General features: G+C 61.4%; 26 protein-coding genes and 1 pseudogene. 6 read left to right on the top strand and 21 right to left on the bottom strand.

What is annotated here, in order from left to right; all coding sequences use genetic code 11:
* The first annotated feature begins 55 nt into the window (after positions 1 to 55).
* The 3 genes from NTD85_RS25285 to NTD85_RS25295 all read left to right on the top strand — a co-directional run bounded on the left by NTD85_RS25285 (position 56) and on the right by NTD85_RS25295 (position 2,672).
* Positions 56 to 853 carry a transporter substrate-binding domain-containing protein gene (locus NTD85_RS25285; protein WP_003220833.1) on the top strand — a complete coding sequence of 266 codons (798 nt, stop codon included), beginning with the start codon at positions 56 to 58 and terminating at the stop codon, positions 851 to 853.
* Positions 854 to 985: 132 nt separating this feature from the next.
* Positions 986 to 1,945, top strand: coding sequence for an amino acid ABC transporter permease (locus NTD85_RS25290; protein WP_103485248.1), 960 nt, complete (start codon positions 986 to 988; stop codon positions 1,943 to 1,945).
* Positions 1,938 to 2,672 carry an amino acid ABC transporter ATP-binding protein gene (locus NTD85_RS25295; protein ID WP_103520646.1) on the top strand — a complete coding sequence of 245 codons (735 nt, stop codon included), beginning with the start codon at positions 1,938 to 1,940 and terminating at the stop codon, positions 2,670 to 2,672. The genes NTD85_RS25290 and NTD85_RS25295 overlap by 8 nt, the downstream gene beginning before the upstream one ends.
* Positions 2,673 to 2,819: 147 nt before the next feature.
* On the opposite strand, the gene NTD85_RS27860 is transcribed toward NTD85_RS25295, so the two are convergent.
* The 11 genes and pseudogenes from NTD85_RS27860 to ubiE all read right to left on the bottom strand — a co-directional run bounded on the left by NTD85_RS27860 (position 2,820) and on the right by ubiE (position 10,996).
* Complete coding sequence (locus tag NTD85_RS27860) at positions 2,820 to 3,692, bottom strand: methyl-accepting chemotaxis protein (protein WP_410017552.1); 873 nt, start codon at positions 3,690 to 3,692, stop codon at positions 2,820 to 2,822.
* Positions 3,675 to 4,736, bottom strand: a pseudogene (locus NTD85_RS27865) (methyl-accepting chemotaxis protein); the annotation flags it as partial. The pseudogene NTD85_RS27865 and the gene NTD85_RS27860, both read right to left, overlap by 18 nt.
* 209 nt (positions 4,737 to 4,945) lie before the next feature.
* Positions 4,946 to 5,653 (bottom strand): 16S rRNA (uracil(1498)-N(3))-methyltransferase, encoded by a 708-nt coding sequence (locus NTD85_RS25305; RefSeq protein ID WP_262143494.1) that lies wholly within the window; start codon positions 5,651 to 5,653, stop codon positions 4,946 to 4,948.
* Positions 5,650 to 6,441 carry a twin-arginine translocase subunit TatC gene (gene tatC, locus NTD85_RS25310; protein WP_003220842.1) on the bottom strand — a complete coding sequence of 264 codons (792 nt, stop codon included), beginning with the start codon at positions 6,439 to 6,441 and terminating at the stop codon, positions 5,650 to 5,652. The genes NTD85_RS25305 and tatC overlap by 4 nt, the downstream gene beginning before the upstream one ends.
* Entirely contained in the window at positions 6,438 to 6,878 is a 441-nt protein-coding gene (gene tatB / locus NTD85_RS25315; protein ID WP_262143495.1) for a Sec-independent protein translocase protein TatB, read from the bottom strand. Before tatB ends, tatC begins: the two co-directional genes overlap by 4 nt.
* Before the next feature lie 9 nt (positions 6,879 to 6,887).
* The gene (locus tag NTD85_RS25320; RefSeq protein ID WP_003220847.1) at positions 6,888 to 7,169 is read right to left on the bottom strand and encodes a twin-arginine translocase TatA/TatE family subunit; all 282 of its coding nucleotides are present in this window, start codon (positions 7,167 to 7,169) and stop codon (positions 6,888 to 6,890) included.
* 25 nt (positions 7,170 to 7,194) lie between these two features.
* Positions 7,195 to 7,527, bottom strand: a complete 333-nt coding sequence (locus NTD85_RS25325) for a phosphoribosyl-ATP diphosphatase (protein WP_003220849.1) — start codon at positions 7,525 to 7,527, stop codon at positions 7,195 to 7,197.
* Positions 7,520 to 7,921: a phosphoribosyl-AMP cyclohydrolase gene (hisI, locus tag NTD85_RS25330; RefSeq protein ID WP_003220851.1), complete on the bottom strand. Its 402-nt coding sequence runs from the start codon at positions 7,919 to 7,921 to the stop codon at positions 7,520 to 7,522. The genes NTD85_RS25325 and hisI overlap by 8 nt, the downstream gene beginning before the upstream one ends.
* Before the next feature lie 80 nt (positions 7,922 to 8,001).
* Positions 8,002 to 9,606, bottom strand: coding sequence for a ubiquinone biosynthesis regulatory protein kinase UbiB (gene ubiB, locus NTD85_RS25335; protein WP_027611297.1), 1,605 nt, complete (start codon positions 9,604 to 9,606; stop codon positions 8,002 to 8,004).
* Positions 9,603 to 10,226, bottom strand: a complete 624-nt coding sequence (locus NTD85_RS25340; protein WP_201136006.1) for an SCP2 domain-containing protein — start codon at positions 10,224 to 10,226, stop codon at positions 9,603 to 9,605. Before NTD85_RS25340 ends, ubiB begins: the two co-directional genes overlap by 4 nt.
* On the bottom strand, positions 10,226 to 10,996 hold the full coding sequence (gene ubiE, locus NTD85_RS25345; RefSeq protein ID WP_003220857.1) for a bifunctional demethylmenaquinone methyltransferase/2-methoxy-6-polyprenyl-1,4-benzoquinol methylase UbiE: 771 nt from the start codon (positions 10,994 to 10,996) through the stop codon (positions 10,226 to 10,228). The genes NTD85_RS25340 and ubiE overlap by 1 nt, the downstream gene beginning before the upstream one ends.
* A gap of 154 nt (positions 10,997 to 11,150) precedes the next feature.
* Here ubiE and NTD85_RS25350 point away from each other — a divergent pair, with 154 nt between their 5' ends.
* The 3 genes from NTD85_RS25350 to NTD85_RS25360 all read left to right on the top strand — a co-directional run bounded on the left by NTD85_RS25350 (position 11,151) and on the right by NTD85_RS25360 (position 12,988).
* Positions 11,151 to 11,426: a polyhydroxyalkanoic acid system family protein gene (locus NTD85_RS25350; RefSeq protein ID WP_003220859.1), complete on the top strand. Its 276-nt coding sequence runs from the start codon at positions 11,151 to 11,153 to the stop codon at positions 11,424 to 11,426.
* A 244-nt stretch (positions 11,427 to 11,670) separates the two neighbouring features.
* Positions 11,671 to 12,093: a phasin family protein gene (locus tag NTD85_RS25355; RefSeq protein ID WP_262143496.1), complete on the top strand. Its 423-nt coding sequence runs from the start codon at positions 11,671 to 11,673 to the stop codon at positions 12,091 to 12,093.
* Positions 12,094 to 12,103: 10 nt separating this feature from the next.
* Positions 12,104 to 12,988 (top strand): phasin family protein, encoded by an 885-nt coding sequence (locus tag NTD85_RS25360; protein WP_003220863.1) that lies wholly within the window; start codon positions 12,104 to 12,106, stop codon positions 12,986 to 12,988.
* Positions 12,989 to 13,242: 254 nt separating this feature from the next.
* Here the strand turns inward: NTD85_RS25360 and NTD85_RS25365 are convergent, their stop codons facing one another.
* The 10 genes from NTD85_RS25365 to NTD85_RS25410 form a co-directional block, all read right to left on the bottom strand.
* Positions 13,243 to 13,863: a TetR/AcrR family transcriptional regulator gene (locus NTD85_RS25365; RefSeq protein WP_103520650.1), complete on the bottom strand. Its 621-nt coding sequence runs from the start codon at positions 13,861 to 13,863 to the stop codon at positions 13,243 to 13,245.
* 30 nt (positions 13,864 to 13,893) lie between these two features.
* Entirely contained in the window at positions 13,894 to 15,576 is a 1,683-nt protein-coding gene (gene phaC / locus NTD85_RS25370; protein WP_103520651.1) for a class II poly(R)-hydroxyalkanoic acid synthase, read from the bottom strand.
* Between the two features lie 139 nt (positions 15,577 to 15,715).
* Entirely contained in the window at positions 15,716 to 16,570 is an 855-nt protein-coding gene (phaZ, locus tag NTD85_RS25375) for a poly(3-hydroxyalkanoate) depolymerase (RefSeq protein WP_003220867.1), read from the bottom strand.
* A gap of 224 nt (positions 16,571 to 16,794) precedes the next feature.
* On the bottom strand, positions 16,795 to 18,474 hold the full coding sequence (gene phaC / locus NTD85_RS25380) for a class II poly(R)-hydroxyalkanoic acid synthase (protein ID WP_201136004.1): 1,680 nt from the start codon (positions 18,472 to 18,474) through the stop codon (positions 16,795 to 16,797).
* 257 nt (positions 18,475 to 18,731) lie between these two features.
* Positions 18,732 to 19,109: a gamma-butyrobetaine hydroxylase-like domain-containing protein gene (locus NTD85_RS25385; protein ID WP_003220870.1), complete on the bottom strand. Its 378-nt coding sequence runs from the start codon at positions 19,107 to 19,109 to the stop codon at positions 18,732 to 18,734.
* A gap of 153 nt (positions 19,110 to 19,262) precedes the next feature.
* Positions 19,263 to 20,597, bottom strand: a complete 1,335-nt coding sequence (gene hslU / locus NTD85_RS25390) for an ATP-dependent protease ATPase subunit HslU (protein WP_003220872.1) — start codon at positions 20,595 to 20,597, stop codon at positions 19,263 to 19,265.
* 49 nt (positions 20,598 to 20,646) lie between these two features.
* Positions 20,647 to 21,183, bottom strand: a complete 537-nt coding sequence (hslV, locus tag NTD85_RS25395) for an ATP-dependent protease subunit HslV (protein ID WP_003220875.1) — start codon at positions 21,181 to 21,183, stop codon at positions 20,647 to 20,649.
* A gap of 304 nt (positions 21,184 to 21,487) precedes the next feature.
* Positions 21,488 to 22,195, bottom strand: a complete 708-nt coding sequence (locus NTD85_RS25400) for an SPOR domain-containing protein (protein WP_003220877.1) — start codon at positions 22,193 to 22,195, stop codon at positions 21,488 to 21,490.
* A 1-nt stretch (position 22,196) separates the two neighbouring features.
* Positions 22,197 to 23,933: an arginine--tRNA ligase gene (gene argS / locus NTD85_RS25405; protein WP_262143497.1), complete on the bottom strand. Its 1,737-nt coding sequence runs from the start codon at positions 23,931 to 23,933 to the stop codon at positions 22,197 to 22,199.
* Positions 23,934 to 24,195: 262 nt separating this feature from the next.
* Positions 24,196 to 26,415 carry a primosomal protein N' gene (locus NTD85_RS25410; RefSeq protein ID WP_262143498.1) on the bottom strand — a complete coding sequence of 740 codons (2,220 nt, stop codon included), beginning with the start codon at positions 26,413 to 26,415 and terminating at the stop codon, positions 24,196 to 24,198.
* Positions 26,416 to 26,457: the final 42 nt, after the last annotated feature.

Consider the following 26,457-nt stretch of genomic DNA (forward strand, 5'->3'; position numbering starts at 1 on the left):
TGCCCATCACTGCTGGTTTTCGCGCCGCACATGCAATGGTTTTGGGGACTTGAAGATGAAGAAGTATCTGTCGATGCTGCTGGTCGGCGTCACGGCACTGGTTGCAGTCAATGCGGCGCACGCCGGCGCAATCGATGACGCGGTCAAGCGCGGCACGTTGAAAGTCGGTATGGATCCGACTTACATGCCGTTCGAAATGACCAACAAGCGCGGCGAGATCATCGGCTTCGAAGTCGACATCCTCAAAGCCATGTCCAAGGCCATGGGCGTCAAGCTCGAGCTGGTGTCCACCGGTTACGACGGGATCATCCCGGCCCTGATGACCGACAAGTTCGACATGATCGGCAGCGGCATGACCCTGACTCAGGAACGCAACTTGCGCCTGAATTTCAGCGAACCGTTCATCGTCGTCGGCCAGACCCTGCTGATCCGCAAGGAGCTGGAAGGCACCATCAAGTCTTATAAAGACCTGAACACTGCCGACTACCGCATCACCTCCAAGCTCGGCACCACCGGTGAAATGGTCGCCAAGAAGCTGATCGCCAAAGCCAAGTACCACGGCTATGACAACGAGCAGGAAGCCGTGCTCGACGTGGTCAACGGCAAGGCCGACGCGTTCATCTATGACGCGCCGTACAACGTGGTCGCGGTGAACAAGGTCGGCGCCGGCAAACTGGTGTTCCTCGACAAGCCGTTCACCTACGAGCCGCTGGCCTTCGGCCTGAAGAAGGGTGATTACGACAGCATCAACTTCATCAACAACTTCCTGCACCAGATCCACGAAGACGGCACCTACGATCGCATCCATGACAAGTGGTTCAAGAGCACCGAGTGGCTCAAGGACATGGAATAACACTGGGTCAGTCAGACCGAGTCGCCCCATTCGCGAGCAAGCCCGCTCCCACATTTGAAATGCAGTCCAAATGTGGGAGCGGGCTTGCTCGCGAAGAGGGCCTGCCAGGCAACACAGAATCCGGAACCTGCAATGAAACAGAAAAAAGCCCAATGGCCCTGGCACGTCCTGACCGTGCTGGTGCTGGTCGGCCTGGCGGGCGCGTTGTATTACGCCACGTCGCTGATGTCCTACGAATGGCGCTGGAATCGCGTGCCGCAGTACTTCGCCTATCAGGCCGAAGAATCCCAGCGTGCCACCGATATCTCCACCGTCACCGAACTGGTGCGCAAGGGCGGCAGCGCGCAGGTCACCCTGCGCAACGACGCCGGTGACGAGCAGCATCTGACCGTCGACGAGAACAGCCTGCAATTCGCTCAGGGCGACGATGTGGCGGAAGGTGACGTCGTGGGCGTGACCCGACATTGGGCGGCAGGGCCGCTGTTGTGGGGCCTTTGGACCACGCTGTGGCTGTCGGTGGTGTCTGGGGTACTCGGTCTGCTGATCGGTCTGGTCACCGGGCTGTGCCGCCTATCGAACAACCCGACCCTGCGCGACCTGTCGAGCATCTACGTCGAGTTGGTGCGCGGCACGCCGCTGCTGGTGCAGATTTTCATTTTCTACTTCTTCATCGGCACGGTGATGAACCTGTCTCGCGAGTTCGCCGGGATCGCCGCGCTGTCGCTGTTCACTGGCGCGTATGTGGCCGAGATCATCCGTTCCGGCGTGCAGTCGATTGCCCGTGGCCAGAACGAAGCGGCGCGTTCGCTGGGTCTGAGCGCCGGCCAGTCGATGCGCCACGTGGTACTGCCGCAAGCGTTCAAACGCGTGCTCCCACCGCTGGCCGGACAGTTCATCAGTCTGGTGAAAGACACCTCGCTGGTGTCGGTGATTGCGATTACCGAGCTGCTGAAAAGCGGTCGCGAAGTCATCACTACCTCGTTTTCGCCGTTCGAGATCCTGTTCTGCGTCGCCGGCCTGTACCTGTTGATCAACCTGCCGCTGTCGAAAATCGCCAGCCGGCTTGAGCGGAGGCTCGCGCAAAGTGATTGAAGTCCGCGATCTGGTAAAAGTCTTCGACACCCGTGGCCAGGTAGTCCGGGCTGTGGATAACGTCAGCACCACGGTGGCCAAGGGCGAAGTGCTGGTGGTGATCGGCCCGTCCGGTTCCGGCAAGTCGACCTTCCTGCGTTGCCTCAATGGCCTGGAAGAATTCGACTCGGGCTCGGTGAGCATCGACGGTCTGCAACTGGCCGACCCGAAAACCGACGTCAATGCCTACCGCCGCGAAGTCGGCATGGTCTTTCAGCACTTCAACCTGTTCCCGCACATGACCGTGCTGGAAAACCTCTGCCTGGCGCAGAAAGTCGTGCGCAAGCGCGGGCAAAAGGAAAGCGAGGCCAAGGCCCTCGCGTTGCTGGAAAAGGTCGGTATTGCGCAGAAGGCGCGGGAATACCCGTCACGCCTGTCCGGCGGTCAGCAACAGCGCGTGGCAATTGCCCGGGCGCTGGCGATGGACCCGAAAGTGATGTTGTTCGACGAACCGACATCGGCCCTCGACCCGGAAATGGTCGGTGAAGTGCTGGACGTGATGAAGAACCTGGCCGTGGAAGGCATGACCATGGTTTGCGTGACCCACGAAATGGGTTTCGCCCGGGAAGTGGCGGATCGGGTGTTGTTTTTCGATCACGGCAAACTGCTGGAAGATGCTTCCCCAGCCGAGTTCTTCGATGCACCGAAGGATCCGCGGGCGCAGGCTTTCCTGCGGCAGGTCCTGTAATTTTCAGCGCCTGATCTGGCGCCTTCGCGAGCAAGCCCGCTCCCACAGTTGACCGAGTTGTCCAGGCGGACGCGGTCTAATGTGGGAGCGGGCTTGCTCGCGAAGGCATCACCTCGGATTTCTATCAACCGAGGTATTCGCATCACCTCAAACCTTGAACCGCCCCACCAGCATCTGCAGATGCGTCCCCAGCCGCGCCAGCTCAACACTCGACGCCGCGGTCTCTTCACTCGCTGCCGACGTCTGATCCGACACATCCCGCACATTCAGCACGCTACGGTTGATCTCCTCGGCCACGGCACTCTGCTGCTCGGCTGCCGCGGCAATCTGCTGGTTCATCGCCTGAATCGCCGACACGGTGCGGGTGATGCTTTCCAGCGAACCGCCGGCGCGGCGGGTCAGTTCGACGCTGCTGTCGGTCAGGCTGCGGCTGTTGTCCATGATCGTTGCCACTTGCTGGGTGCCGTTCTGCAGGCCGACGATCAGCTCCTCGATCTCTTCGGTGGACTTCTGCGTGCGTTGGGCGAGGCTGCGGACTTCGTCGGCGACCACCGCAAAACCACGCCCGGCCTCACCTGCACGCGCCGCTTCGATCGCGGCGTTGAGCGCCAGCAGGTTGGTTTGCTGGGCCACCGACTTGATCACGTCGAGCACGCTGCCGATCTTGTCGCTCTCGCGTTTGAGCTCGCCCATGGCTTCGGTCGAATGACCGACTTCAGCGGCCAAACGCTCGATCTGTGCAATCGCTTCACCCACCACTTTGTCGCCTTCGCGGGCCTGTTGATCGGCGGCCACGGCGGCTTCGGAAGCTTCCTCGGCGTTGCGCGCGACTTCCTGCACGGTGGCAGCCATTTCGTTCATGGCGGTGGCGACCTGATCGGTCTCGATCTTCTGATTGTTGACCCCGGCGCTGGTCTGCTCGGTCACCGCCGACAGCTCTTCGGCGGCGCTGGCGATCTGCGTAACGCCGTCGCTGATGCCACCGATCAGGTCGCGCAGGCCTTGGGTCATGCTCTGCATCGAACGTTGCAACTGGCCGAGTTCGTCGCGGCGTTGCGACACCAGGTTATGGGTCAGGTCGCCGGCAGCCACGCGTTCGGCGACTTTCAGGGTCTGGTTCAGTGGAATGATGATCTGCCGAGTGATCGCCCACGCCGCCAGCAGGCCGAAGGCCACGGCCAGCAAGGTGGCGATGATCAACTGGTTTTTGGCTGCTGCGGCATCCGTGTCGCGCACGATAGTCTGAGAGTCGGTGAGTTGTTTGCTGACGTCGGACAGCAGGTCACCCTGCGTCGACATGCGGGCCAGGGCCTTGGCACTGGCGACCTGCGAGTCGCGGAACTGGCTGACCGCCGCGCGATAAGCCTTGAGCGAGTCAGTGGCCTGTTGCAGGTTGGCGATGTGCTGCTCAGGCAATTTGGCCGGCAGGGCTTCGAGGTTTTTCAGGGCATTGTCGATGGCGTCGAGTGCAGGCTGCTCGGCTTCGGTCTTGCCGCTGTAGGTGTAGCCGCGCACCTGGAAGCGCGCCTGCTGGATCAGTTTGCTCAGGTCGATGACCGCGTTGAACTGGGCGACGCTGTCGCCCTGCAACATGGACTTCTCCACCTCGGCGACCTTGGCCACGGCGTTGTCGGCGGTGGCGCCGAGTTTGCTGCGGGCGTCTTCGCGGTTGGCGCCGGCCTGGATCAAGTCGTTGAAGGCGCGCTTGTATTCGGCGACGGCGGCCAGTTGCTGGTCGACCTTCGCTGCGTCAGCCGGTTGTTCAATCTCGCCACGCGCAGTTTGCAGACCACTTTCGAGTTTGCCGAGCAAGTCGTTGACCGCCCCTGAACCTTGTTCGCCCCGGCGCATTTCGTAGTCCAGACGCGCCAGACGCAGATCCTTGGTCAGCTCGTTGAGACTGGAGATAAACCCCAGCTTGTCGCCGCGACTGATGATGCCGTTCATGCCGGTCCAGCCGGTGAAGGTGATCAATAGCGTCAGCAACAGCACCAGGCCGAAACCGATCCCCAGCTTGCGTTTGACGCTGACGTTTCCAAGATTCTCGGCTAACCAACGGTACATGCGACGACTCCCCTCGGACCACTAATTGGACTTATGGGGACTGTATCGGCTGGGGGGTGGCAATCTGTAACCCGATTTGTCTGCCAGCCCCGAATTCCTGTAGGAGCTGACGAGTGCAACGAGGCTGCGATCTTTTGATCTTGCTGTTAAAAAACAAAATCAAAAGATCGCAGCCTGCGGCAGCTCCTACAGGGGAGGCGGTACAGGTATCAGAACAGGCGGGCGAGCAGGGCGGTGACGGCGGTTTCGACGCGCAGGATGCGCTCGCCCAGTTGCACCGGTTGCAGGCCGGACTTGCCCAGCAGGTCGATTTCGTAGGGGATCCAGCCACCCTCGGGGCCGATCGCCAGCGTCACCGGTTCGCTCAATGCGCGCGGGCAGGGCGGGAAGTTACCGGGATGGCCGACCAGACCGAGGGTGCCTTCGCTGATCGCCGGCAGGCGATCTTCGACGAACGGCTTGAAGCGTTTCTCGATGATGATTTCCGGCAGCACGGTATCGCGGGCCTGTTCGAGACCGAGGATCAGATTCTCGCGAATCGCTTCCGGCTCGAGAAACGGCGTCTGCCAGAAGCTCTTCTCCACGCGGTAGCTGTTGACCAGAATCACCTTCGACACACCCATGGTCGCCACGGTCTGGAACACCCGCCGCAGCATCTTCGGGCGCGGCAGGGCCAGTACCAGGGTCAGCGGCAGCTTGACCGGCGGTGACTGATCGAGGCTGACGCGCAATTCCGCTTCGCCGGGCTCAAGGCGCAGCAACTCGGCCGAGCCCATCAGGCCATTGATGCGCCCGACCCGCAGGCTGTCGCCGACTTCCGAGCGATGCACTTCCTGCATGTGGGTCAGGCGCCGGTCACGCAGCACGACGCGGTCGGCCGCGATGAAGTCGGCCTCTTCGAGCAACAGCAGGTTCATGCCTGGGTCGCTGGCGGCTGGTCGTTGTGATCGTCGGCCGGATTTTCGTCCGGGCGTTCGCGCTTGCTGACCAGGCTGCCGAACAGAATGCCGATTTCAAACAGCATCCACATCGGTACCGCCAGCAGGGTCTGCGAGAAGATGTCCGGCGGCGTAAGGATCATGCCGACCACGAAGCAGCCGATGATCACGTACGGGCGAATCTTCTTCAGGTATTTGACGTCGACCACGCCGATCCACACCAGCAGCACCACGGCCACCGGGATTTCGAACGCGACGCCAAAGGCGAAGAACAGCGTCATCACGAAGTCGAGGTAACTGGTGATGTCGGTCATCATTTCCACGCCGGCCGGGGTGGCGGCGGCGAAGAACTTGAAGATCAGCGGGAACACGAAGTAATAGGCGAACGCCATGCCGGTGTAGAACAGCAGGATGCTGGACACCAGCAGCGGCACCGCGATGCGTTTCTCATGCTTGTACAGGCCCGGCGCGATGAAGCCCCAGATCTGGTGCAGGATCACCGGAATCGCGAGGAACAGCGAGACCATCATCGTCAGCTTCAGCGGCGTCAGGAACGGCGACGACACATCCGTGGCGATCATCGTCGCGCCGACCGGCAGGTACTGGCGCAGCGGCGTCGAGACGAAGGTGTAGATCTGCTGGGTGAACGCGAACAACCCGGCGAAGATGATGAACACCGCCGCCACACAACGCAGCAGGCGGGTGCGCAACTCGGTGAGGTGCGATACCAGCGGCATGTGCTGGTCGTTTTCGGGAAGATCGCTCATGGGGCTCGCGGCGGCAGAGTGGTGTCGTGAGGCGCAGGTGTGATCGGCGCGGCGTTTGGAGCTACGTGTTCAACCGGCGTTGGCGCCGCGACGGGCACAGGTTCGGTTGTCGCTACGGCAGGTGCAGCTGGCGCGGCTGGCGCATGAATCGTCTGCTCGCCGACATGCTCAACCGGCGTCGGCTCCTGCTGAACCGGCGTGAAAATCTTCCGCGCCTCCTGCTCCAGCGACAGAATGTGCTCGTTGTGCAGTTGCCGACGGATCTCGTCGGCACCGATTTCACGTTCAACTTCCTGTTTGATCGCGTTGAAGCTGCGCTTCAGCCGCCCGACCCACAGGCCGGCGGTGCGCGCAGCGCCCGGCAGACGCTCGGGGCCCAGCACCAGCAGGGCGACGAGGCCGACGAGCAGCAGTTCAGAGAAGCTGATACCAAACATTTGTCAGTCTCACACGTCTTTGCGGATCGGCTCTTCGACTTTCTGCGCCTGCACGTCGATGGTGTGCGGCGGGTTGGCCTGAGCGGTGGCCTGCGGCTGCACCGGTGGAACGGGCTGCGCAGGCGTTACGGTCGGATCGGCGGCCGGTTTTTCGTCATCGTTCATGGCTTTGCGAAAGCCTTTGATCGACTCGCCGACGTCGGTGCCGAGGTTTTTCAGTTTCTTGGTGCCGAACACCAGCACCACGACTACCAGAATGACGATCCAGTGTTTCCAGTCAAAAATGCCCATGTTGCTGTTCCTCTCTAAAAATTGTTCAGGCGGACGGACGCGAGGCTTTCTCGACGTGTCCGGACAGACCGAAGCGACGATCCAGTTCATCCAGCACGGCCTGCGGATGCTGCCCCAGTTGGGCGAGCATGACCATGCTGTGGAACCACAGGTCGGCAGTCTCGTAGATCACATCGCTGCAGTCACCGCTGATGGCGGCGTCCTTGGCGGCAATAATGGTTTCGACCGACTCTTCGCCGACTTTCTCCAGAATCTTGTTCAGGCCCTTGTGATACAGACTAGCTACATATGAGCTGTCGGCAGCGGCGCCCTTGCGCTCTTCAAGCACCTGAGCGAGGCGGGTCAGGGTGTCACTCATGTTTGTGTCCTGCGGAATAGATAGCGTGCGGGTCTTTCAGAACCGGGTCGACCGTTTTCCAGTCGCCGTTTTCGTAGACGCGGTAAAAGCAGCTTTGACGGCCGGTATGGCAAGCGATGTCGCCGATCTGTTCGACCATCAGAATGATCACGTCGGCATCACAGTCCAGACGCATTTCATGCAGGGTCTGTACGTGGCCGGACTCTTCGCCCTTGCGCCACAGCTTGCCACGGGAACGTGACCAGTAGATTGCACGGTTTTCCGCAGCGGTCAGTTCCAGCGCTTCGCGGTTCATCCAGGCCATCATCAGCACGCGTCCGGTCTTGTGATCCTGGGCAATCGCCGGCACCAGGCCATCTGCGTCCCACTTGATCTCGTCCAGCCAGTTTTTCATCTTCGACTCCGACAGCGAACCCCCACTTCGATAGTCGGGTTCAGGCGTTGAAACAGTGTGCCAGCCGATCAGCAAACTGGCTATCGGCGAACGACCAGATACAAGCCGACTGCCACCATGATGCCCGCCGGCCAATGCCCCAGTTCGTGCAACGGGCCGCCGGCGGCGAGGATCGTCCCGCCCGCCAGATGCGCGCAACCGAGCAGGCGCAGGAACCAGTCGTCCTTGCGTTTGTGCCACGGTGGCGGCGGGTCGTAGGCGTGCGGTTGTGACATGCGTTCGAGCAGATCACGGGCCATATTGGCCAGGTGCGGCAGCTGTTCGAACTGGCTCTGCACGTTGCCGAGCAAGGCTTTCGGGCTGACGCGCTCGCGCATCCAGCGCTCGAGGAACGGCTGCGCGGTGTTCCACAGATCCAGATCCGGGTACAGCTGACGACCGAGACCTTCGATGTTCAGCAGGGTCTTCTGCAGCAGAACCAGTTGCGGCTGGACTTCCATGTTGAAGCGCCGCGCGGTCTGGAACAGGCGCATCAGCACCTGGCCAAATGAAATATCTTTTAACGGTTTTTCGAAGATCGGCTCGCACACGGTACGGATCGCCGCTTCGAATTCGTTGAGTTTGGTTTCCGCCGGCACCCAGCCCGAATCAATGTGCAACTGCGCCACGCGGCGGTAGTCGCGCTTGAAGAAGGCGAACAGGTTGCGCGCCAGGTAGTCCTGGTCTTCCGGGGTCAGGCTGCCGACGATGCCGCAGTCGATCGCGATGTACTGCGGGCTCCACGGGTTGACGGTGCTGACGAAGATGTTGCCCGGGTGCATGTCGGCGTGGAAGAAACTGTCGCGGAACACCTGGGTGAAGAAGATCTCCACGCCGCGCTCGGCGAGCATTTTCATGTCGGTGCGCTGGTCGGCGAGGGTCGCCAGATCCGTCACCTGAATCCCGTAGATGCGCTCCATCACCAGCACTTTCGGCCGGCACCAGTCCCAATAGACCTGTGGCACGTAGAGCAGCGGCGAGCCTTCGAAGTTGCGCTTCAACTGGCTGGCGTTGGCCGCCTCGCGCAGCAGGTCGAGTTCGTCGTAGATGGTTTTTTCGTAGTCCTGCACCACGTCCACCGGGTGCAGCAGGCGGGCGTCGGCGGAGACCTTTTCGGCGGCGCGGGCGAGGATGAACAGCCACGCCAGATCCTGAGCGATCACCGGTTTCAGGCCCGGGCGGATCACCTTGACCACCACTTCTTCACCGGTTTTCAGCTGCGCGGCATGCACTTGCGCCACCGAGGCCGAGGCCAGCGGTTCGACGTCGAAACGGCTGAACACTTCACTGATTTTCTTGCCCAGCTGTTCTTCGATCAGCTTGATCGACAGCTGCGAATCGAACGGCGGCACGCGGTCCTGCAGCAGCATCAGCTCATCGGCGATGTCTTCCGGCAGCAGGTCGCGGCGGGTCGAGAGAATCTGCCCGAACTTGATGAAGATCGGCCCCAGATCCTGCAGCGCCAGACGCAGACGCGCGCCACGGCTCAGCTCCAGCGGCTTGCGCGGCAACCAGCGCCACGGCAGCACGTAACGCAGCGCCAGGAGAAACCAGGGCAGCGGCAGCTCGAACAGCAGGTCATCGAGGCGGTAGCGGATCACGACGCGCTGGATGCGCAACAGACGGCGGACGGCAAGCAGCTTCATGCGTTATCGCTTGGGTCGAGGGATCGGGAAAGGCGCTCGAAACGCGCCTCGAGACGTTCCAGATCAAGTTTGATCCGGTCCAGTTCGCTGAACCGCGCTTCGGCTTCGCGCTGCCCGACCAGGGTGCGCGATTCTTCGGCGAGGTATTCGGCGAGGTTCTGGTTGAGGCTGGCAAATCCTTGTTGATACCAGCGTGCGCGGCTGCGTAGGTGGCCACCTATCAGTTGCGTGGCGACCGGGCCGAGCCAGCGCGAGAGTTCGTACTCCCAGTCCAGCTTGAGGTCCTGCAGCACGCCGGCCAGCTCCAGCAGCACGCCGCTGTCACCGTCGAGCTCGACTTCCGGGGCGTGCAGCACCGCGGTCTTGTCTTTGCTCACGGCCAGTTTCACCAGGCTTGAAGCGGGGGCACGCAGGGTGCAGTCGACGCCGGTTTCCCAGTGCGAGGCGAGCATCAGGCCCTCATCGCTGGGCAGAATGAACAGTTGCAGTGCCGGGCTGCGGCAATCGACGGCAATCACTTTGCCAGTCAGATGCGCCAGCCGCGGCAGCGCCGTGCTGTCGAGACGCAGCACCCGGTTGAGGCCGAGTTCGACGCTGGCGAGCAGCCCGGTGAGCAACATCAGGGCTTGATGCCGCGGTGCAGGGCGACGATGCCTGCGGTCATGTTGTGATAGGTCACGCGGTCGAAACCGGCGTCGACCATCATCGACTTCAGGGTTTCCTGATTCGGGTGCATGCGGATCGATTCGGCCAGGTAGCGATAGCTTTCCGAGTCGTTGGTGATCAGCTTGCCCATCAGCGGCATGAAGGCGAACGAGTAGGCGTCGTAGGCTTTCGACATCAGTGCGTTGGTCGGCTTGGAAAATTCCAGCACCAGCAGGCGGCCGCCGGGCTTGAGCACGCGCAGCATCGAGCGCAGGGCGTCTTCTTTGTGCGTCACGTTGCGCAGGCCGAAGGCGATGGTCACGCAGTCGAAATGGTTGTCCGGGAACGGCAGCTTTTCCGCGTCCGCCTGAACGAATTCGACGTTGCCCGACACACCCAGATCCAGCAGGCGGTCACGGCCGACCTTGAGCATGGATTCGTTGATGTCGGCCAATACCACCTGACCGGTAGGGCCAACCAGGTGCGAGAATTTCTTGGTCAGGTCACCGGTGCCGCCGGCGATGTCGAGCACGCGGTTACCGCTGCGCACACCGGACAGTTCGATCGCGAAACGCTTCCACAGACGGTGCATGCCGCCCGACAGAAGGTCGTTCATCAGGTCGTATTTCGCGGCTACGGAGTGGAACACCTCAGCGACTTTTTCCGCTTTCTGGCTTTCCGGAACGTTTTTGAAGCCGAAGTGAGTGGTGGGTTCGGCATCGCTGCCTTTGCGCTGATCAGTCATATCGCTGTCACCAAAAGAGAATGCGCGACATTCTAATCCCCAAGCCATGCTTTGTCTTGGAATGGCTAAAGGTAAGATGGGCGACCTTCGGGACGATTTGCCGCAGACGCGGTCAAGATTTACCGTCACCTATTCATCAAGCAGGAGTCATTCGATGGCCAAAATCAGTGTTGAGCGTGCCCACAGCCTGGGCAAGGAAGCCGCCCGCGAGAAGGCCGACAAGCTGGCGCAGAAACTCTCCGATCAATATGGCCTGGAGCCGCAGTGGTCGGGCGACACCCTGAACCTCAAGCGTTCGGGCGTGAAAGGCGCGGTGCATGTGGCTGACGATTCGATCCGCGTCGACGTGGAGCTGGGCATCATGATGTCGGCCATGAGCGGCATGATCAAAGCCGAGATCGAGAAGGCGCTGGACAAAGCGCTGGTTTGATTTCTGCCTGAAATGAAATTCTCCTGTGGGAGCGGGCTTGCTCGCGAATGCGGTGTACCAGTCGACATTTCTCGTGACTGGTGCACCGCATTCGCGAGCAAGCCCGCTCCCACATTTGTTTGGTGGTGCTCCTGTTGTTTATGTCAGTTGTTAGGGTGCCGTTTCTAATTTTTCTCCCTACTTTGTGCCTGAGCCCGACACCTTTGCGGGCAGTTCCTCAAACCTTCTGCGCGTGAGGTGCACCATGGCCAAAGTAATTCTGAAGAAAAAAATCGACGCTTCGACTTCTACCCTGAGCGACGTCAAATCCTATGCCCGCAAGATCTGGCTGGCAGGCCTGGGTGCCTACGCCAAGGTTGGCCAAGAGGGCAGCGACTACTTTCAGGAGTTGATCAAGGCTGGTCAAACTGTTGAAAAGAAAGGCAAAAAGGTTGTCACCGAAAAGCTCGAAGCCGCCAATGCCGAGATCGATGACGCCAAGGGTGAAGTCAGCTCGTTCAAAGGTCGCGTCGAAGTTCAGCTCGACAAGGTCGAGAAGGCGTTCGACTCCCGCGTGGCAAGCGCCTTGAATCGTATCGGCATTCCGTCTAAACATGACGTTGAGACACTCTCTGCTAAGCTCGATGAGCTGACGGCATTGCTCGAACGCGTCGCGCGTAAATCTTAAGGAGAACGGGATGGCTGGTAAAAAGAACACCGATAAAGAAGGCAGCTCGTGGATTGGGAAAGTCGAAGACTACTCCCGCAAAATCTGGCTGGCTGGTTTAGGCGTGTACTCGAAGATCGACACTGACGGCAGCAAGCTCTTCGAGTCACTGGTCAAAGACGGCGAGAAAGCCGAGAAGCTCACCAAGTCTGCAGTCGGCAAGAAAGTCGATGCCGCCAAGGACTCCGCTTCTTCGGCCAAGTCGCGCATCAGCGGCGTGAAAGATCGCGCACTGGGCAAGTGGGACGAGCTGGAAGGGGCTTTCGACAAGCGCCTGAACAGCGCCATTTCGCGCCTGGGTGTGCCTAGCCGCAATGAAGTCAAAGCGCTGCACAGCAAGGTCGAAACCCTGACCAAGCAGATCGAGAAACTCACCGGTCTGAAAACCCAACCGGTCGCGGCGAAAACCGCAGCGGCCAAACCGGCAGCCAAAACGGCCGCCAAGCCACTGGCCAAAGCGACTGCGAAACCAGCCGCCAAGCCTGCGGCAAAAACCGCTGCCGCCAAGCCTGCCGCTAAAACGGCCGCTGCCAAACCAGCCGCCAAGGCCGCGGCGAAGCCGGTTGCTGCCAAAGCTGCTGCGAAACCTGCCACCAAAGCCGCAGCCAAGCCAGCGGCAAAAACCGCAGCGGCCAAACCTGCTGCCAAGCCAGCGGCGAAACCGGCTGCGGCGAAAAAACCGGCAGTGAAAAAACCGGCCGCGCCGAAAGCCGCTGCGCCAAAACCGGCCGCTCCGGCAGCCAAGCCAGCTACCCCGGCAACCCCGGCCAGCGCGTCGAACTCCGCCGCTGCACCGACCCCGGTAGCAACTCCGACTGCTGCATCGACACCGTCGACGCCAACCAGTCAGTCCTGATTTTTCAGGGCAAAAAAACGTCCGGCCTGTGAAGGTCGGGCGTTTTTGTTTGTGCTTTTAAAAGCTTACCCTCACCCCAGCCCTCTCCCCGAGGGAGAGGGGGCCGATTCGGGGATGCTTCAGCCTTACACCGACCTGAAAGTGTCGTATTGAATCCATAATCGACTGGATTTTTCAGGTCGCCGTATCGCGTAAGACAATAAGGTCAGTCCCCTCTCCCTCTGGGAGAGGGTTAGGGTGAGGGGCTCTTGATTTCATTCGTGATCTTCGAGGTATTGAAGGGCCATCCGTTCAGTAGCCACTTTCACCGGTGGCAGCAGATGCGGTGCCACCAGCATCATGATCTGGTACACCACCAGTTTGACCTCACCCTCGCGATCGAGAATCCGCTGATAGTCCAGCGAGAACAGCAGGGTCATGGTGATCTGCTCCACCAGTTGCCCCAACGCCTGGGTATCACTGACCAATTGCCCCGACGCCTTCAGGCGCGCCAGCAATGACGCGAGCGTGCGCTTGAGGGCGTTGAGCAGATTGCGGATGCCCTTGGCCAGTTTTGGCAGGCGCCCGGCGAGGTTCGACAGGTCCTGGAACAGAAAACGGTATTGCGCCAGGCGCTCGACGATCAAGTGCAGGAACAGCCAGTAATCCTCCGGCGCCAACTCGGCATCCGATGGAGGATCGAGCAGCGGCGCCAGTTCATTCTGGAAACGTTCGAACAGGCCGAGAATCAGCGGCTCCTTGCCGTGGAAGTGGTAGTAGAGGTTGCCGGGGCTGATCCCCATCTCATTGGCAACTTCCATGGTGGAGACGTTCGGTTCGCCTTTCTCATTGAACAACTGCAGAGCACATTCGAGAATCCGGTCGCGGGTTTTCATCCAGTCTTCTTAGAAAAGTTCGGTTAAGCGTCAGCGCACATGCACGTAGGTGCCGGGTGCTGCCTCCATCGGTGGATAGTTCGGGTTGCCGAGGGTAAACGTGGTTTCGTGCTGCGTGCCGGAGCGCTGCTGAATCCATTCCAGCCACTGCGGCCACCAACTGCCGTCAACGCGTTTGGCGTCGTAATACCAGGCGCGCGGATCGCTGCTGAGCTTGCCGTTCTCGACGTAATTGGCTTTCGGGTTGCTGGGTGGGTTGAGGATGCTTTGCACGTGGCCGCTGTTGGACAGCACGAAGCGCCGCTCGCCGCCGAGCAGCAACGTCGAGCGATACACCGCGTCCCACGGCGTGATGTGGTCGTTCATGCCGGCCACACTGAAGCTGTCGACGGTGACTTTCTGCAGGTCGATAGGCGTGCCGCAGACTTCTAGGCCGCCCGGGTGGGTCAGCGGGTTGTGCTTGAAGAAGTCCAGCAGGTCACCGTGGAATGCGGCGGGCAGGCGCGTGTTGTCGTTGTTCCAGTAGAGGATGTCGAAGGCTGGAGGCTCCTTGCCCAACAGGTAGTTGTTGACGAAGTAGCTCCAGATCAAATCGTTGGGCCGCATCCAGGCGAACACCTTGGCCATGTCGCGACCGTCGAGCACGCCTCTCTGATAGGAACGGCGCTTGGCGGCTTCGATGGTCTGTTCGTCGGCGAACAGGGTGGTCGGGGTTTCGATCTCGCTGTCGAGCAGGCTGACCAGATAGGTTGCACTGGAGATTCGCCGCAGCTGCCGTTTGGCCTGCAGATGCCCCTGCAGCGCGGCAATGGTCAGGCCACCGGCGCAGGCGCCCATCAGGTTGACCTCGCGCGCGCCGGTGATCGCCCGGCAGATGTTCATCGCTTCTTCCACCGCTTCGACGTAGGTCGAGAGGCCCCATTCCCGGTGGCGTACGTCCGGGTTGCGCCAACTGATCATGAAGGTCTGCAGGCCGTTTTTCAGCGCGTACTGGACAAAGCTGTTCTGCGGGCTGAGGTCGAAAATGTAGTACTTGTTGATTTGCGGCGGCACCACCAGCAACGGCTTGGCGTACTGTTTTTCGCTCATCGGCTTGTACTGGATCAGCTCCAGCAGTTCGTTGCGAAACACCACGGCACCGGGGGTGGTCGCGACGGTCTTGCCAACTTCGAAAGCCTGTTTGGTGACCTGGCGCGGCAGGCCATCGTTGTGCAGCAGATCATCGAACAGATGACTCAGACCGCGCACCAGACTCTGGCCGCCGGAATTGAATAGCTCCTTGACCGCCAGCGGATTGAGCAAGGTATTGGAGGGCGCCACGGCATCGTTGAGCAGGGTGAACGCGAAGTGCGCGCGGGCGCGGTCGTCCTCGCTCATGCTGCTTTCATCGATCCAGCTCTTGACCTGTTTCTGCCAGGCCAGATACGCCTGCAGGCTGCGTCGGTAGAACGGATTGAGGCTCCACGCCGGGTCGGCGAACCGCGCGTCCTGCGGGTTGGTCGGATGCAGGGTTTCACCGAGCAGCACGCGACCGAGTTGGCCGCCGAGTTTCAGCGCGTGTCTGGCACTGTGGATCGGGTTGCGCAGACCGTGGGCTGCGACACTGCGCAGCGTCGAGAGCAGGTCACGGCCACGCAGCCCGGTCATTGCACTCTGTGCATTGATGAACACGGCGGGACTGGGCACTACGCCCGTCGCAGGTTTGTCGCGCATGACTCAACACTCCTTCGTCTTCAGGTCAAAAACAAACTCACCGAACCAGAACACCATAGTCGCTGTTACGGGTTGCTGCCTGCGCGGCGTCCTGCCGCGCACGTTGTTCAAAACCCTGCATAAAGCCTGCCGCCGTGATTTATCCGCCCAGCGGCGAGGGTTGCGGATGCATGACCGCTCGCTGACGCTCCTCCTGGAGGAACTTCATGATGATCGGCGCCACCGCTTCGGCGCGGGTGATCAGAAACAGATGACCGTCGTCGATGATGTGCAACTGGGCGTTGGGAATCCGCCAGGCGAGCATGCGCATATTGATCAACGGGATCAGCGGATCGTCGTCACCGGCCAGCACCAGGGTCGGCTGATGGATCTTGTGCAGCCAATGAATGCTGGTCCAGCCGAGGCCGGCGAACAGTTGCCAGTAGTAACCGAGTTTGCCTGCCGAACGCACTTTCGCCGCGTGGCTGGCGGCCAGCGTCGGGTCGCGACGGAACGAGCCGCCGTAGATCAACGGCGCAATGCGGATCACGTGGGACGGCTGGATGTAGCGTCGCGGGCTGGCCATCATCCACAGCACTTTCGGCTTGCCCGGCACCATGAAGGCACCGGCCGCGGTCGCCGCCAGCACCAGTTTCTTGCAGCGTTCCGGGTAGTCGTGGGCGAATTGCTGCGCCAGTGCACCACCCCAGGACACGCCGATCACATTGACCTGGCCGTAGTCGAGGTAGTCGAGCATCCGCGAAGTCAGCTTCGCCAACCCGGGAAAGCGATACGGCCGGTTCGGCGTCGACGAGCCGCCGACACCGGGCACGTCGAAGGCGATCACTTCGAGATCCGGGTCCAGCGCCGCGACAAACGGAAACACCAACTCCAGGTTGGCGCCGATGCCGTTGAAAATCAGCAAGGGCGTCAAATGAGGCTTGCCGGGGCGTACCGCGGTGCGGAGGGTCTGCCCATCCAGATCGACGGTACGGAAAATGAACGGTTGCGGCATGCTTCAGGCCCTGTGGGTCAATCTCAATATCACCTCCAATCCCTTGTGGGAGCGGGCATTGTGGCGAGGGGATTTATCCCCGATCGACTGCGAAGCAGTCGCATACCCTCAAACGCGGAGAATCATAGTTGCCGCGATTGCAGGTTTTGGGGCCGCTGCGCGACCCATCGGGGATGAATCCCCTCACCACAAGCCCGCTCCCACAGGGGGATGAGGTGCGTCAGTTACCGCTCATGAACATAAGTGCCCGGCGAAGCCTCGCCTGCCGGATACGCCTTGTTGCCCAGTTTCAGTGGCGCCTTTTTCAGATTGCCCGAGCGCTCGGCCTGCCACGCCTGCCAGTACAGCCACCAGGAATCGGTGTGCTTGGTCGAGTTCTCTTGCCAGTCATCGGCATTGGCGGCCATGCCTTCGCTGGTCATGTAGCGCGATTTCGGGTTGCCCGGCGGGTTCAGGATGCTCTGGATGTGCCCGCTGCTCGACAGCACGAACTCGACCTTGCCGCCAAACAGTTGCGCCGACTTGTAGCAGGACTTCCACGGGGTGATGTGGTCGTTGGTGCCGGCCAGCGAGAAGATGTCAGCGGTGACCTGCTTGAGGTCGATCGGCGTGCCGCACACTTCCAGTGCATTGGGGCGAATCAGCGGGTTGTTTTTGAACATCTCGATCAGGTCGCCGTGGAACGCCGCCGGCAACCGGGTGGTGTCGTTGTTCCAGAACAGGATGTCGAACACCGGCGGCTCGTTGCCGAGCAGGTAATTGTTGACCCAGTAGTTCCAGATCAGATCGTTCGGGCGCATCCACGCGAAGACCTTGGCCATGTCCTTGCCTTCAAGCACACCGGCCTGGTACGAGTGACGCTTGGCGGTCTCGAGGGTCTGCTCGTCGACGAACAGGGCGACGTCGCTGTCCAGCGTGGTATCGAGCACGCTGACCAGCAGGGTCAGGGCGTTGACCTTCTTCTCGCCGAGCGCGGCGTAGTGGCCGAGCAGGGCAGTGCAGGTGATGCCGCCGGAGCAGGCGCCGAGCATGTTGATGTCTTTGCTGCCGGTGATCGCCGTAACTACGTCGACCGCTTCCTTCAGCGCATCGATGTAGGTCGACAGGCCCCACTCGCGCTGGGCCTTGGTCGGGTTGCGCCAGCTGACGATGAAGGTCTGCACGTTATTGCGCAGGCAGAAGCGTGCCAGACTCTTGTCCGGGCTCAAATCGAAAACGTAGAACTTGTTGATCTGTGGCGGCACGACGAGCAACGGCCGCTCGTGGACCTGCTCGGTGATCGGCTTGTACTGGATCAGCTCCAGCACGTCGTTGCGAAACACCACCGCGCCTTCGGTCACGCCGAGGCTCTTGCCGACCTCGAACGCACCCATGTTGACCTGGCTCGGCATGCCGCCGTTGTGTACCAGATCCTTGGCCAGATGCGAGAGGCCGTCGAGCAGGCTTTTGCCGCCGGTCTCGAAGAAGCGTTTGACTGCCGCCGGGTTGGCTGCGGTGTTGGTCGGGGCCATGGCTTCGGTCATCAGGTTGATCACGAAGTGGCCGCGCGCGATGTCTTTGGGTGACAGGCTGCTGTCGTCGATCCAGGAATGGAGCTCCTTGCGCCACGCCAGGTAAGTTTGCAGATAACGTTTGTAGAGCGGGTTCTGACTCCACGCCGGATCAGCGAAGCGACGGTCATCGCTGGCCGGTTGCAGTTCGGATTTGCCGAACAGCACGTTCTTCAGTTCAAGACCGAAATGGGTCACGTGCTTGACGCTATGGATCGGTTGTTTGATGGCCTGGGTCAGCACCATTCGAGCAGAGGCCAGCAGATCCTTTCCGCGCAGCCCAACGACGGGATTAAGCCCCAGGGTGTTTTCCGAGGCTTGATACTTCAGGTCATCGTTATTCTTGTTACTCATCTACGACGCTCCATTGTCCTGAGACGAGTACCCGGTTTCTGCTGTGCAGTTCCACAGCCAATGCCAGGTACTACTGCTCGGGTGACCGTTAATTCTGCATAGCTGCTTTACAGTCGTAGAGCACTGCAGGGAACTTGCCAGCTCCATTGGTTACCCGAGTTTAATTTTTTTCGCAAGCAGGCCGATCCTCGGCCACACAGCAGCGCATTCAAACAGATGAATTTAGAAAATGCCCTCTAAACAGCAAGAGCCTCGGACTAGAGCATCAGCTTGACGATCGACTGATCCGGATCGCGGGTTTTCCCGGCGGCTTTGAGCTCGGCCAGATAATCGGCCCAGAGTGCGTCATGACGTCGCCCCAGCTCGTAGAGGTATTCCCAGGTGAACAAGCCGCTGTCGTGACCGTCGTCGAAGGTCAGTTTCAGTGCGTACTGACCGGCCGGTTCCAGGCCGCTGAGGCCGACATTGAGCTTGCCGAATTGCAGGATCGGTTTGCCGTGGCCCTGGACCTCGGCGGAAGGGGAATGCACGCGCAGGAATTCGGCGGGCAGGGTGTACTCCTCGCCGGACGCGTATTTGAGCGTCAGGGTTTTCGAGGCTTTGTGCAGTTTGATGTCGGTGGGGATTGAGGTCATGGTCTGGCGTCCGTTGTGTGGGCGACCCTGATTCAAATGTGGGAGCGGGCTTGCTCGCGAATGCGGTGTGTCAGCCAACATTGCTGTCGACTGGCACGGCCTCTTCGCGAGCAAGCCCGCTCCCACAGGGTCCGCTACCGCTGTAAGTATGGCTTACAGGATATAACGGGACAGGTCTTCGTTCTGCGCCAATTCGCCCAGGTGGCTGTTGACGTACGCAGCGTCGATCAGGATCGGCTTGTCGTCATGCGCGCTGGCCAGATCGCCGGCGCTGAACGACACCTCCTCCAGCAAACGCTCGAGCAGCGTGTGCAGACGACGAGCACCGATGTTTTCGGTCTTCTCGTTGACCTGCCAGGCGATCTCCGCCAGACGCTTGATGCCTTCCGGCTGGAACTGGATGTTCAGGCCTTCGGTTTTCAGCAGTGCGCAGTATTGCTCGGTGAGCGAAGCGTGCGGCTCGCTGAGGATGCGTTCGAAGTCTTCCGGGCTCAGGGCCTTGAGTTCGACGCGGATCGGCAGACGGCCTTGCAGCTCGGGCACCAGATCACTCGGCTTGCTCAGGTGGAACGCACCGGAAGCGATGAACAGGATGTGGTCGGTCTTGACCATGCCCAGCTTGGTGTTGACGGTGCAGCCCTCGATCAGCGGCAGCAGGTCGCGCTGTACGCCTTCACGGGACACATCGGCGCCGCCGACATTGCCGCGCTTGGCGACCTTGTCGATTTCGTCGATGAACACGATACCGTGCTGCTCGACCGCTTCCAGCGCCTTGGCCTTCAACTCTTCTTCATTGACCAGACGCCCGGCCTCTTCGTCGCGCACCAGTTTCAGCGCTTCCTTGACCTTGAGCTTGCGAGCTTTCTTCTTGCCCTTGCCCATGTTGGCGAACAGGGACTGCAACTGGTTGGTCATTTCTTCCATGCCAGGCGGCGTGGCGATCTCGATGCCGGCCATTTCGGCGACTTCGATTTCGATTTCCTTGTCGTCCAGTTGCCCTTCGCGCAGGCGCTTGCGGAACAGTTGGCGCGTGTTGGAATCCTGAGCCGGCTCCTCGTTGCTGAAGCCCATGCGTGCCGGTGGCAGCAGAGCGTCGAGGATGCGGTCCTCGGCAGCGTCTTCGGCGCGGTGGCGTACGCGGGTCATTTCCTGCTCGCGGAGCATCTTGATCGCAGCGTCGGCCAGATCACGGATGATCGATTCAACGTCACGGCCGACGTAGCCGACCTCGGTGAATTTGGTCGCTTCGACCTTGATGAACGGCGCGTTGGCCAGTTTCGCCAGGCGACGGGCGATCTCGGTTTTACCGACACCGGTCGGGCCGATCATCAGAATGTTTTTCGGGGTCACTTCAACGCGCAGCTCTTCAGGCAGCTGCATGCGGCGCCAGCGGTTGCGCAGGGCAATCGCGACGGCGCGCTTGGCATCGTCCTGGCCGATGATATGGCGGTTGAGTTCGTGGACGATTTCGCGGGGAGTCATGGACATAGTAATTGGCGGTCCTCAAGCAGAAAAAAGCCGTGGCACAGGGGCCGTATCAGGCTTCTTCAGCGAGATCCTGCTCCTCAATGGTCTGAGTGTGGTTGGTGAATACGCAGATGTCGGCAGCGATGCCCAGTGCGGTTTCGACGATTTCACGGGCCGACAGGTCGGTCTTTTTCAACAGTGCGCTGGCTGCAGCCTGTGCATAGCCACCGCCGGAACCCATGGCGATCAGGCCATTCTCGGGTTCGACCACGTCACCGTTGCCGGTGATGATCAGGGACGCGTCCTTGTTGGCGACCGCGAGCATGGCTTCGAGGCGGCTCAGGGAGCGGTCGGTGCGCCATTCTTTGGCGAGTTCGACAGCGGCGCGGATCAGGTGGCCCTGATGTTTCTCGAGCTGGCCTTCGAAACGTTCGAACAGGGTGAAGGCGTCGGCGGTGGCACCGGCGAAACCGGCGATGACCTGGCCGTGGTACAGGCGGCGAACTTTCTTCGCGTTGCCTTTCATCACGGTGTTGCCGAGAGAAACCTGGCCGTCGCCGCCCATGACGACTTTGCCGTGGCGGCGGACTGAAACGATGGTGGTCAAGGGAAGAGTCTCCACGCAGCGGGGCGAAAATGCCTTATGCCCATTCATATGGGGGTGCTGGAGAGGATTTCAACCATAGCGCGGGTGAGGGGACGAGCGGTGTCGTGGGAGAGTGAAAAACTCTGTGGCGAGGGAGCTTGTCGAATCGTCGCACCGTCCCGCTCGGCTGCGCAGCAGTCGTAAAGCCTGCAATCCCGATCTGTCTGATGCACTGGATTCACAGGGTTTGGGGGCGCTTCGCACCCCAGCGGGAGCAAGCTCCCTCGCCACAAAGTCCGCCGAACGATTTACGTTCGGCGTGAGGTCAGCGGCTCTGGCGTTGTTGTAACAACAGGTTGCTGAAGCCGCTGCCCGCCAGTTGTTTCTGCGCAGTCGTCAGCTGTTCGCGGTTGCTGAACGGGCCGACCAATACGCGGTACCAGGTTTCATCCTTCACCGTGCCCGACTCAACCGAAACAGCCTGGCCGAGCAGAATGATCTGCGCCCGTACCTTGTCCGCGTCCGCCTCTTTGCGGAACGAACCGGCCTGGAGGAAGAACTTGGTCACCGGCGCCGCTTTCGCCACCGGTGGCGCTGGCGGCGGGGTAATGCCCGACAGCGCAGCCTGCGCCCGCGCGGTATCGATCTTCGCCGCTTCCGCCGGGGTGACCGGCGTGGTCGGCACTTGTGGCGTCGGCAGGGTTTTCTCCGGCACGGCATCCGGCGGCACAATCACTTCCGATTCCGGCAGCAGGGTGTAGAAGTCGTACTTCGGCTTCACCGGTTGTGTCGGGCTCGGCGGGGTCTTGTTGGCCTCGGCGATTTTCGTGGCTTTCTGCTGTTGCGCTTGCTCGATCTTCTCGCGCTTGACCGTGTCGCTGCCCTTGCCCGGCTCCAGTTTCATCAGGAACACGATGAACGCACCGACCGTCAGGCCGATGGCCATCCACAGCCAGCCCGGAATCGGTTGCTTTGCAGGAGCTTGGTAACGGCTGGCGCCACGCTTGGGTGCAGGTTTTTTCTTGGCAGCCAACTTACATGCGCTCCAGAGTTTCCAGGCCCAACAGTTCCAGGCCTTGCTTGAGAGTACGACCGGTCAGCGCGGCCAGACGCAGACGGCTCTGCATCCGGGCCGGCGTTTCGGCGGCGAGGATCGGGCAGTTCTCGTAGAAACTGGAGAACAGACCGGCGACGTCATACAGATAGGTGCAGAGGATGTGCGGGGTGCCTTTTTCCGCGACGTTGTTCAGCACTTCGCCGAACTGCGCCAGTTTCGCCGCCAGCTCTTGTTCGTGCGCCGCTTCGAGGACGATCTGGCCATCGACTTCGCTGAAGTCCTTGCCCAGTTTGCGGAACACACCGGCCACACGGGTGTAGGCGTACAGCAGGTACGGCGCGGTGTTGCCTTCGAAGTTGAGCATCAGGTCGAAGTTGAAGCTGTAGTCGCTGGTGCGGTGCTTGGACAGGTCGGCGTATTTCACCGCACCGATGCCGACAACCTTGGCGATGTTGCGCAATTCGTCTTCGGCCAGTGTCGGGTTCTTCTCTTTGACCAGGTTGTAGGCGCGTTCCTGTGCTTCGGTCAGCAGGTCGATGAGCTTCACGGTGCCGCCATCACGGGTCTTGAACGGACGGCCGTCGGCGCCGTTCATGGTGCCGAAGCCCATGTGTTCCATTTCCATCGGATGGGTCACGAAACCGGCCTTGCGCGCCACGGCAAACACTTGCTGGAAGTGCAGGGCCTGACGCTGGTCGACGAAGTACAGCGCGCGGTCGGCCTTGAGCTTGCCACTGCGGTAGCGCACGGCTGCCAGGTCAGTGGTGGCGTACAGGTAACCGCCGTCAGCCTTGACGATGATCACCGGCAGCGGGTCGCCGTCGGCGTTCTTGAACTCGTCGAGGAACACGCACTGGGCGCCGTTGCTCTCGACCAGCATGCCGGCAGCTTTCAGGTCGTTGACCACGTTGATCAGGTCGTCGTTGTAGGCGCTTTCGCCCATCACGTCGGCCATGGTCAGTTTGACGTTGAGCAGTTCGTAGATCTTCTGGCAGTGCGACAGCGAGATGTCCTTGAACCGGGTCCACAGCGCCAGGCATTCGGCATCGCCGGCCTGCAGCTTGACCACCAGGCCACGGGCGCGGTCGGCGAATTCTTCGGATTCGTCGAAACGCTGCTTGGCGGCGCGGTAGAAGTTTTCCAGATCGGACAGTTCATCGCTGGTGATCGGGTTTTCCTGCAGGTAAGCCATCAGCATGCCGAACTGGGTGCCCCAGTCGCCAACGTGGTTCTGGCGGATCACTTCGTCGCCAAGGAACTCGAGAACACGGGCCACGCCGTCGCCGATGATGGTCGAGCGCAAGTGGCCGACGTGCATCTCTTTGGCCAGGTTAGGTGCCGACAGGTCGACCACGGTGCGCTGTGCCGCACCGGCCTTGCGCACGCCAACGTGAGCGTCAGCCAGGGCGGCGTCGAGGCGCGAGGCGAGGGCCTGGGTGTTCTGGAAGAAATTGATGAAGCCCGGACCGGCGATTTCGGCTTTGGTGACGTTCTCGTCGGTCGGCAGCGCGGCGATGATTTTCTCCGCCAGATCGCGCGGCTTCATGCCCGCAGGTTTGGCCAGCATCATGGCAATGTTGCTGGCGAAGTCGCCGTGGGTCTTGTCACGGGCGTTCTCCACCTGAATCGCCGGCGACAGGCCTTCAGGCAACACACCTTCGTTGACGAGTTGGGTGAGGGCTTGTTGGATCAGCTGGCGAATGGTGTCTTTCATGGTCTTCTCTTTCGACCGCAAGCGCGGCGGCGCATCGATGCGCGGGTGGAAAAACTGGGCATTATCCGTTGCGAAGACGGGCTTGCCAACCTTAGCAGGCAGCTTATGGATATGTGGTGACAAATTACCCTGTGGCGAGGGAGCTTGCTCCCGCTCGGCTGCGCAGCAGTCGTAAAACCGGCTGACTCGGTTTGTCTGGCATTGCGGTTTTGGGGCCGCTTCGCGCCCCAGCGGGAGCAAGCTCCCTCGCCACAGGTCAGCGTCAATATAGATCCACGGGATCGACATCCAGCGACCAGCGCACCGCCCGCCCGCTCGGCATCTGCTCCAGCACCAGCAACCAACTGGCGAGCAACCGATGCAGCGGCGCCCGCGCTGTAGCCTGCAACAATAGCTGCGCCCGATAGCGACCGGCACGCCGCTCCATCGGTGCCGGCACCGGCCCGAGCAGTTCGATGCCGGTCAGATTCTGCTCGACCAGCAAGCGCTCGGCCGCGCTGCACGCCTCATCGAGAAAACCCTCGGCCTGCCCCGGCTTGTGCGCTTCGGCGCGCAACAGCGCCAGATGCGCAAACGGCGGCAGTCCGGCGGCGCGGCGTTCGCTCAAGGCTTGCTCGGCAAAGGCGAAGTAGCCCTGCTCGGTCAGTTGCACCAATAAAGGATGGTCGGCCAGGTGCGTCTGGATGATCACCTTGCCCGGCTCCTCAGCCCGCCCGGCGCGCCCGGCGACCTGCACAATCAATTGCGCCATGCGCTCGCTGGCGCGGAAGTCGCCGGAGAACAGTCCGCCGTCGGCATCCAGAATCGACACCAGCGTGACTCGAGGGAAGTGGTGCCCCTTGGCCAACATCTGCGTGCCGACCAGAATGCATGGCTGACCCTTCTGAATCGTCGCGAACAGTTGATTCATCGCGTCCTTGCGTGAAGTGCTGTCGCGGTCGACGCGCAGCACCGGGTAGTCCGGGAACAGAATCGCCAACCGCTCCTCCGCACGCTCGGTGCCGGCGCCCACCGGCCGCAGATCGACCTTGTTGCACTTGGGGCACTGGCGCGGCGTGCGTTCGACATAGCCGCAGTGGTGGCAGCGCAGCTCGCCATAGCGCTGGTGCACGGTCATCCGCGCATCGCAGCGCGAACACTCGGACATCCAGCCACAGTCGTGGCACAGCAAGGTCGGCGCAAAGCCGCGCCGGTTGAGGAACACCAGCACCTGTTGGCCGGCGGCGAGGGTCTGGCCGATGGCTTGTTGCATCGGCCCGGAAATGCCGCTGTCCAGCGGACGGCTTTTCACGTCCAGCCGCAGGAAGCGTGGCTGCTTGGCGCCGCCGGCCCGCTCGTTGAGGCGCAGCAGGCCATAACGACCGGTGTAAGCGTTGTGCAGGCTTTCCAGCGAAGGCGTGGCCGAACCGAGGACGATCGGGATGTTTTCCTGCCGCGCGCGCACCAGCGCCAGATCCCGGGCGTGGTAGCGCAAGCCTTCCTGCTGTTTATAAGAGCCGTCGTGCTCTTCGTCGATGATGATCAGTCCCGGATTTTTCATCGGGGTGAACAGCGCCGAGCGGGTGCCGATAATAATGTCGGCCTCGCCGTCGCGGGCGGCGAGCCAGGCGTCGAGGCGCTCGCGGTCGTTGACCGCCGAGTGCAGCAGGGCGATGCGTGCGTTGAAGCGCTGCTCGAAACGCGCCAGAGTCTGCGGGCCGAGGTTGATCTCGGGGATCAGCACCAGTGCCTGCTTGCCGGCTTCGAGGGTTTCGCGGATCAGCTGTAAATAGACTTCGGTCTTGCCGCTGCCGGTGACCCCGGCCAGCAGAAAGGCGTGATAACTGTCGAACCCGGCGCGGATCGCTTCGTAAGCGGCGCGTTGTTCGGTGTTCAGCGGCAACTCCGGCTGGGCCAGCCAGTGTTCATGGCGCACGCCGGGGGCGTGGCGCCGGATCTCCACTTGCACCAGGCCCTTGGCCAGCAGCAGGTCGAGGCTGTCCTTGCTCAGCATCAGTTTGCTCAACAACTGATGGGCGACGCCGTGCGGGTGCTGGGCCAGTGTTGCCAGGGCTTCACGCTGGCGCGGGGCGCGGGCGATGCGAGGATCATCGAGGCTGGCGCCGGGGGCGACCGACCAGAAGCGTTCCTGACGGGCCTCGGCCAGTTCGCCCTGACGCAGCAGGACCGGCAGCGCCCAGCTCAAGGTATCGCCGAGGCTGTGCTGGTAATACTGGGAGGTCCACAGGCACAGCTTGAACAATGCGGGAGGCAGCGGCGGGGTGGCATCGAGCAGGGCCAGCGCCGGTTTGAGCTTTTCTGCCGGCACTTCGCTGGTGTCGGTGATCTCCACCAGAATCCCGATCATCTCCCTGCGCCCGAACGGCACCCGCAGGCGCATGCCCGGCTGCAACTGGGCGCGCAGCACACCGGCCGGTGCCCGATAGTCGAACAGGCGGCGCAGGGGCGAAGGCAGGGCGAGGCGCAGAATGGCGTCGGGCACGCGGGGGGTCTCTATCAACACAAAAGAAGGGCGAGCGCAGAT

The sequence above is a fragment of the Pseudomonas sp. 13B_3.2_Bac1 genome (assembly GCF_025466205.1).
Lineage (GTDB): Bacteria > Pseudomonadota > Gammaproteobacteria > Pseudomonadales > Pseudomonadaceae > Aquipseudomonas > Aquipseudomonas fluorescens_H.

Bases quoted from the DNA above. Each gene is read 5' to 3' on its own strand.
- NTD85_RS25285 (WP_003220833.1), top strand. From the start codon at position 56: ATGAAGAAGTATCTGTCGATGCTGCTGGTCGGCGTCACGGCACTGGTT.
- NTD85_RS25290 (WP_103485248.1), top strand. From the start codon at position 986: ATGAAACAGAAAAAAGCCCAATGGCCCTGGCACGTCCTGACCGTGCTG.
- NTD85_RS27860 (WP_410017552.1), bottom strand. From the start codon at position 3,692: ATGCAGAGCATGACCCAAGGCCTGCGCGACCTGATCGGTGGCATCAGC.
- NTD85_RS25305 (WP_262143494.1), bottom strand. From the start codon at position 5,653: ATGAACCTGCTGTTGCTCGAAGAGGCCGACTTCATCGCGGCCGACCGC.
- tatC (WP_003220842.1), bottom strand. From the start codon at position 6,441: ATGAGCGATCTTCCCGAAAACGACCAGCACATGCCGCTGGTATCGCAC.
- tatB (WP_262143495.1), bottom strand. From the start codon at position 6,878: ATGTTTGGTATCAGCTTCTCTGAACTGCTGCTCGTCGGCCTCGTCGCC.
- NTD85_RS25320 (WP_003220847.1), bottom strand. From the start codon at position 7,169: ATGGGCATTTTTGACTGGAAACACTGGATCGTCATTCTGGTAGTCGTG.
- NTD85_RS25325 (WP_003220849.1), bottom strand. From the start codon at position 7,527: ATGAGTGACACCCTGACCCGCCTCGCTCAGGTGCTTGAAGAGCGCAAG.
- hisI (WP_003220851.1), bottom strand. From the start codon at position 7,921: ATGAAAAACTGGCTGGACGAGATCAAGTGGGACGCAGATGGCCTGGTG.
- ubiB (WP_027611297.1), bottom strand. From the start codon at position 9,606: ATGAAGCTGCTTGCCGTCCGCCGTCTGTTGCGCATCCAGCGCGTCGTG.
- NTD85_RS25340 (WP_201136006.1), bottom strand. From the start codon at position 10,226: ATGTTGCTCACCGGGCTGCTCGCCAGCGTCGAACTCGGCCTCAACCGG.
- ubiE (WP_003220857.1), bottom strand. From the start codon at position 10,996: ATGACTGATCAGCGCAAAGGCAGCGATGCCGAACCCACCACTCACTTC.
- NTD85_RS25350 (WP_003220859.1), top strand. From the start codon at position 11,151: ATGGCCAAAATCAGTGTTGAGCGTGCCCACAGCCTGGGCAAGGAAGCC.
- NTD85_RS25355 (WP_262143496.1), top strand. From the start codon at position 11,671: ATGGCCAAAGTAATTCTGAAGAAAAAAATCGACGCTTCGACTTCTACC.
- NTD85_RS25360 (WP_003220863.1), top strand. From the start codon at position 12,104: ATGGCTGGTAAAAAGAACACCGATAAAGAAGGCAGCTCGTGGATTGGG.
- NTD85_RS25365 (WP_103520650.1), bottom strand. From the start codon at position 13,863: ATGAAAACCCGCGACCGGATTCTCGAATGTGCTCTGCAGTTGTTCAAT.
- phaC (WP_103520651.1), bottom strand. From the start codon at position 15,576: ATGCGCGACAAACCTGCGACGGGCGTAGTGCCCAGTCCCGCCGTGTTC.
- phaZ (WP_003220867.1), bottom strand. From the start codon at position 16,570: ATGCCGCAACCGTTCATTTTCCGTACCGTCGATCTGGATGGGCAGACC.
- phaC (WP_201136004.1), bottom strand. From the start codon at position 18,474: ATGAGTAACAAGAATAACGATGACCTGAAGTATCAAGCCTCGGAAAAC.
- NTD85_RS25385 (WP_003220870.1), bottom strand. From the start codon at position 19,109: ATGACCTCAATCCCCACCGACATCAAACTGCACAAAGCCTCGAAAACC.
- hslU (WP_003220872.1), bottom strand. From the start codon at position 20,597: ATGTCCATGACTCCCCGCGAAATCGTCCACGAACTCAACCGCCATATC.
- argS (WP_262143497.1), bottom strand. From the start codon at position 23,933: ATGAAAGACACCATTCGCCAGCTGATCCAACAAGCCCTCACCCAACTC.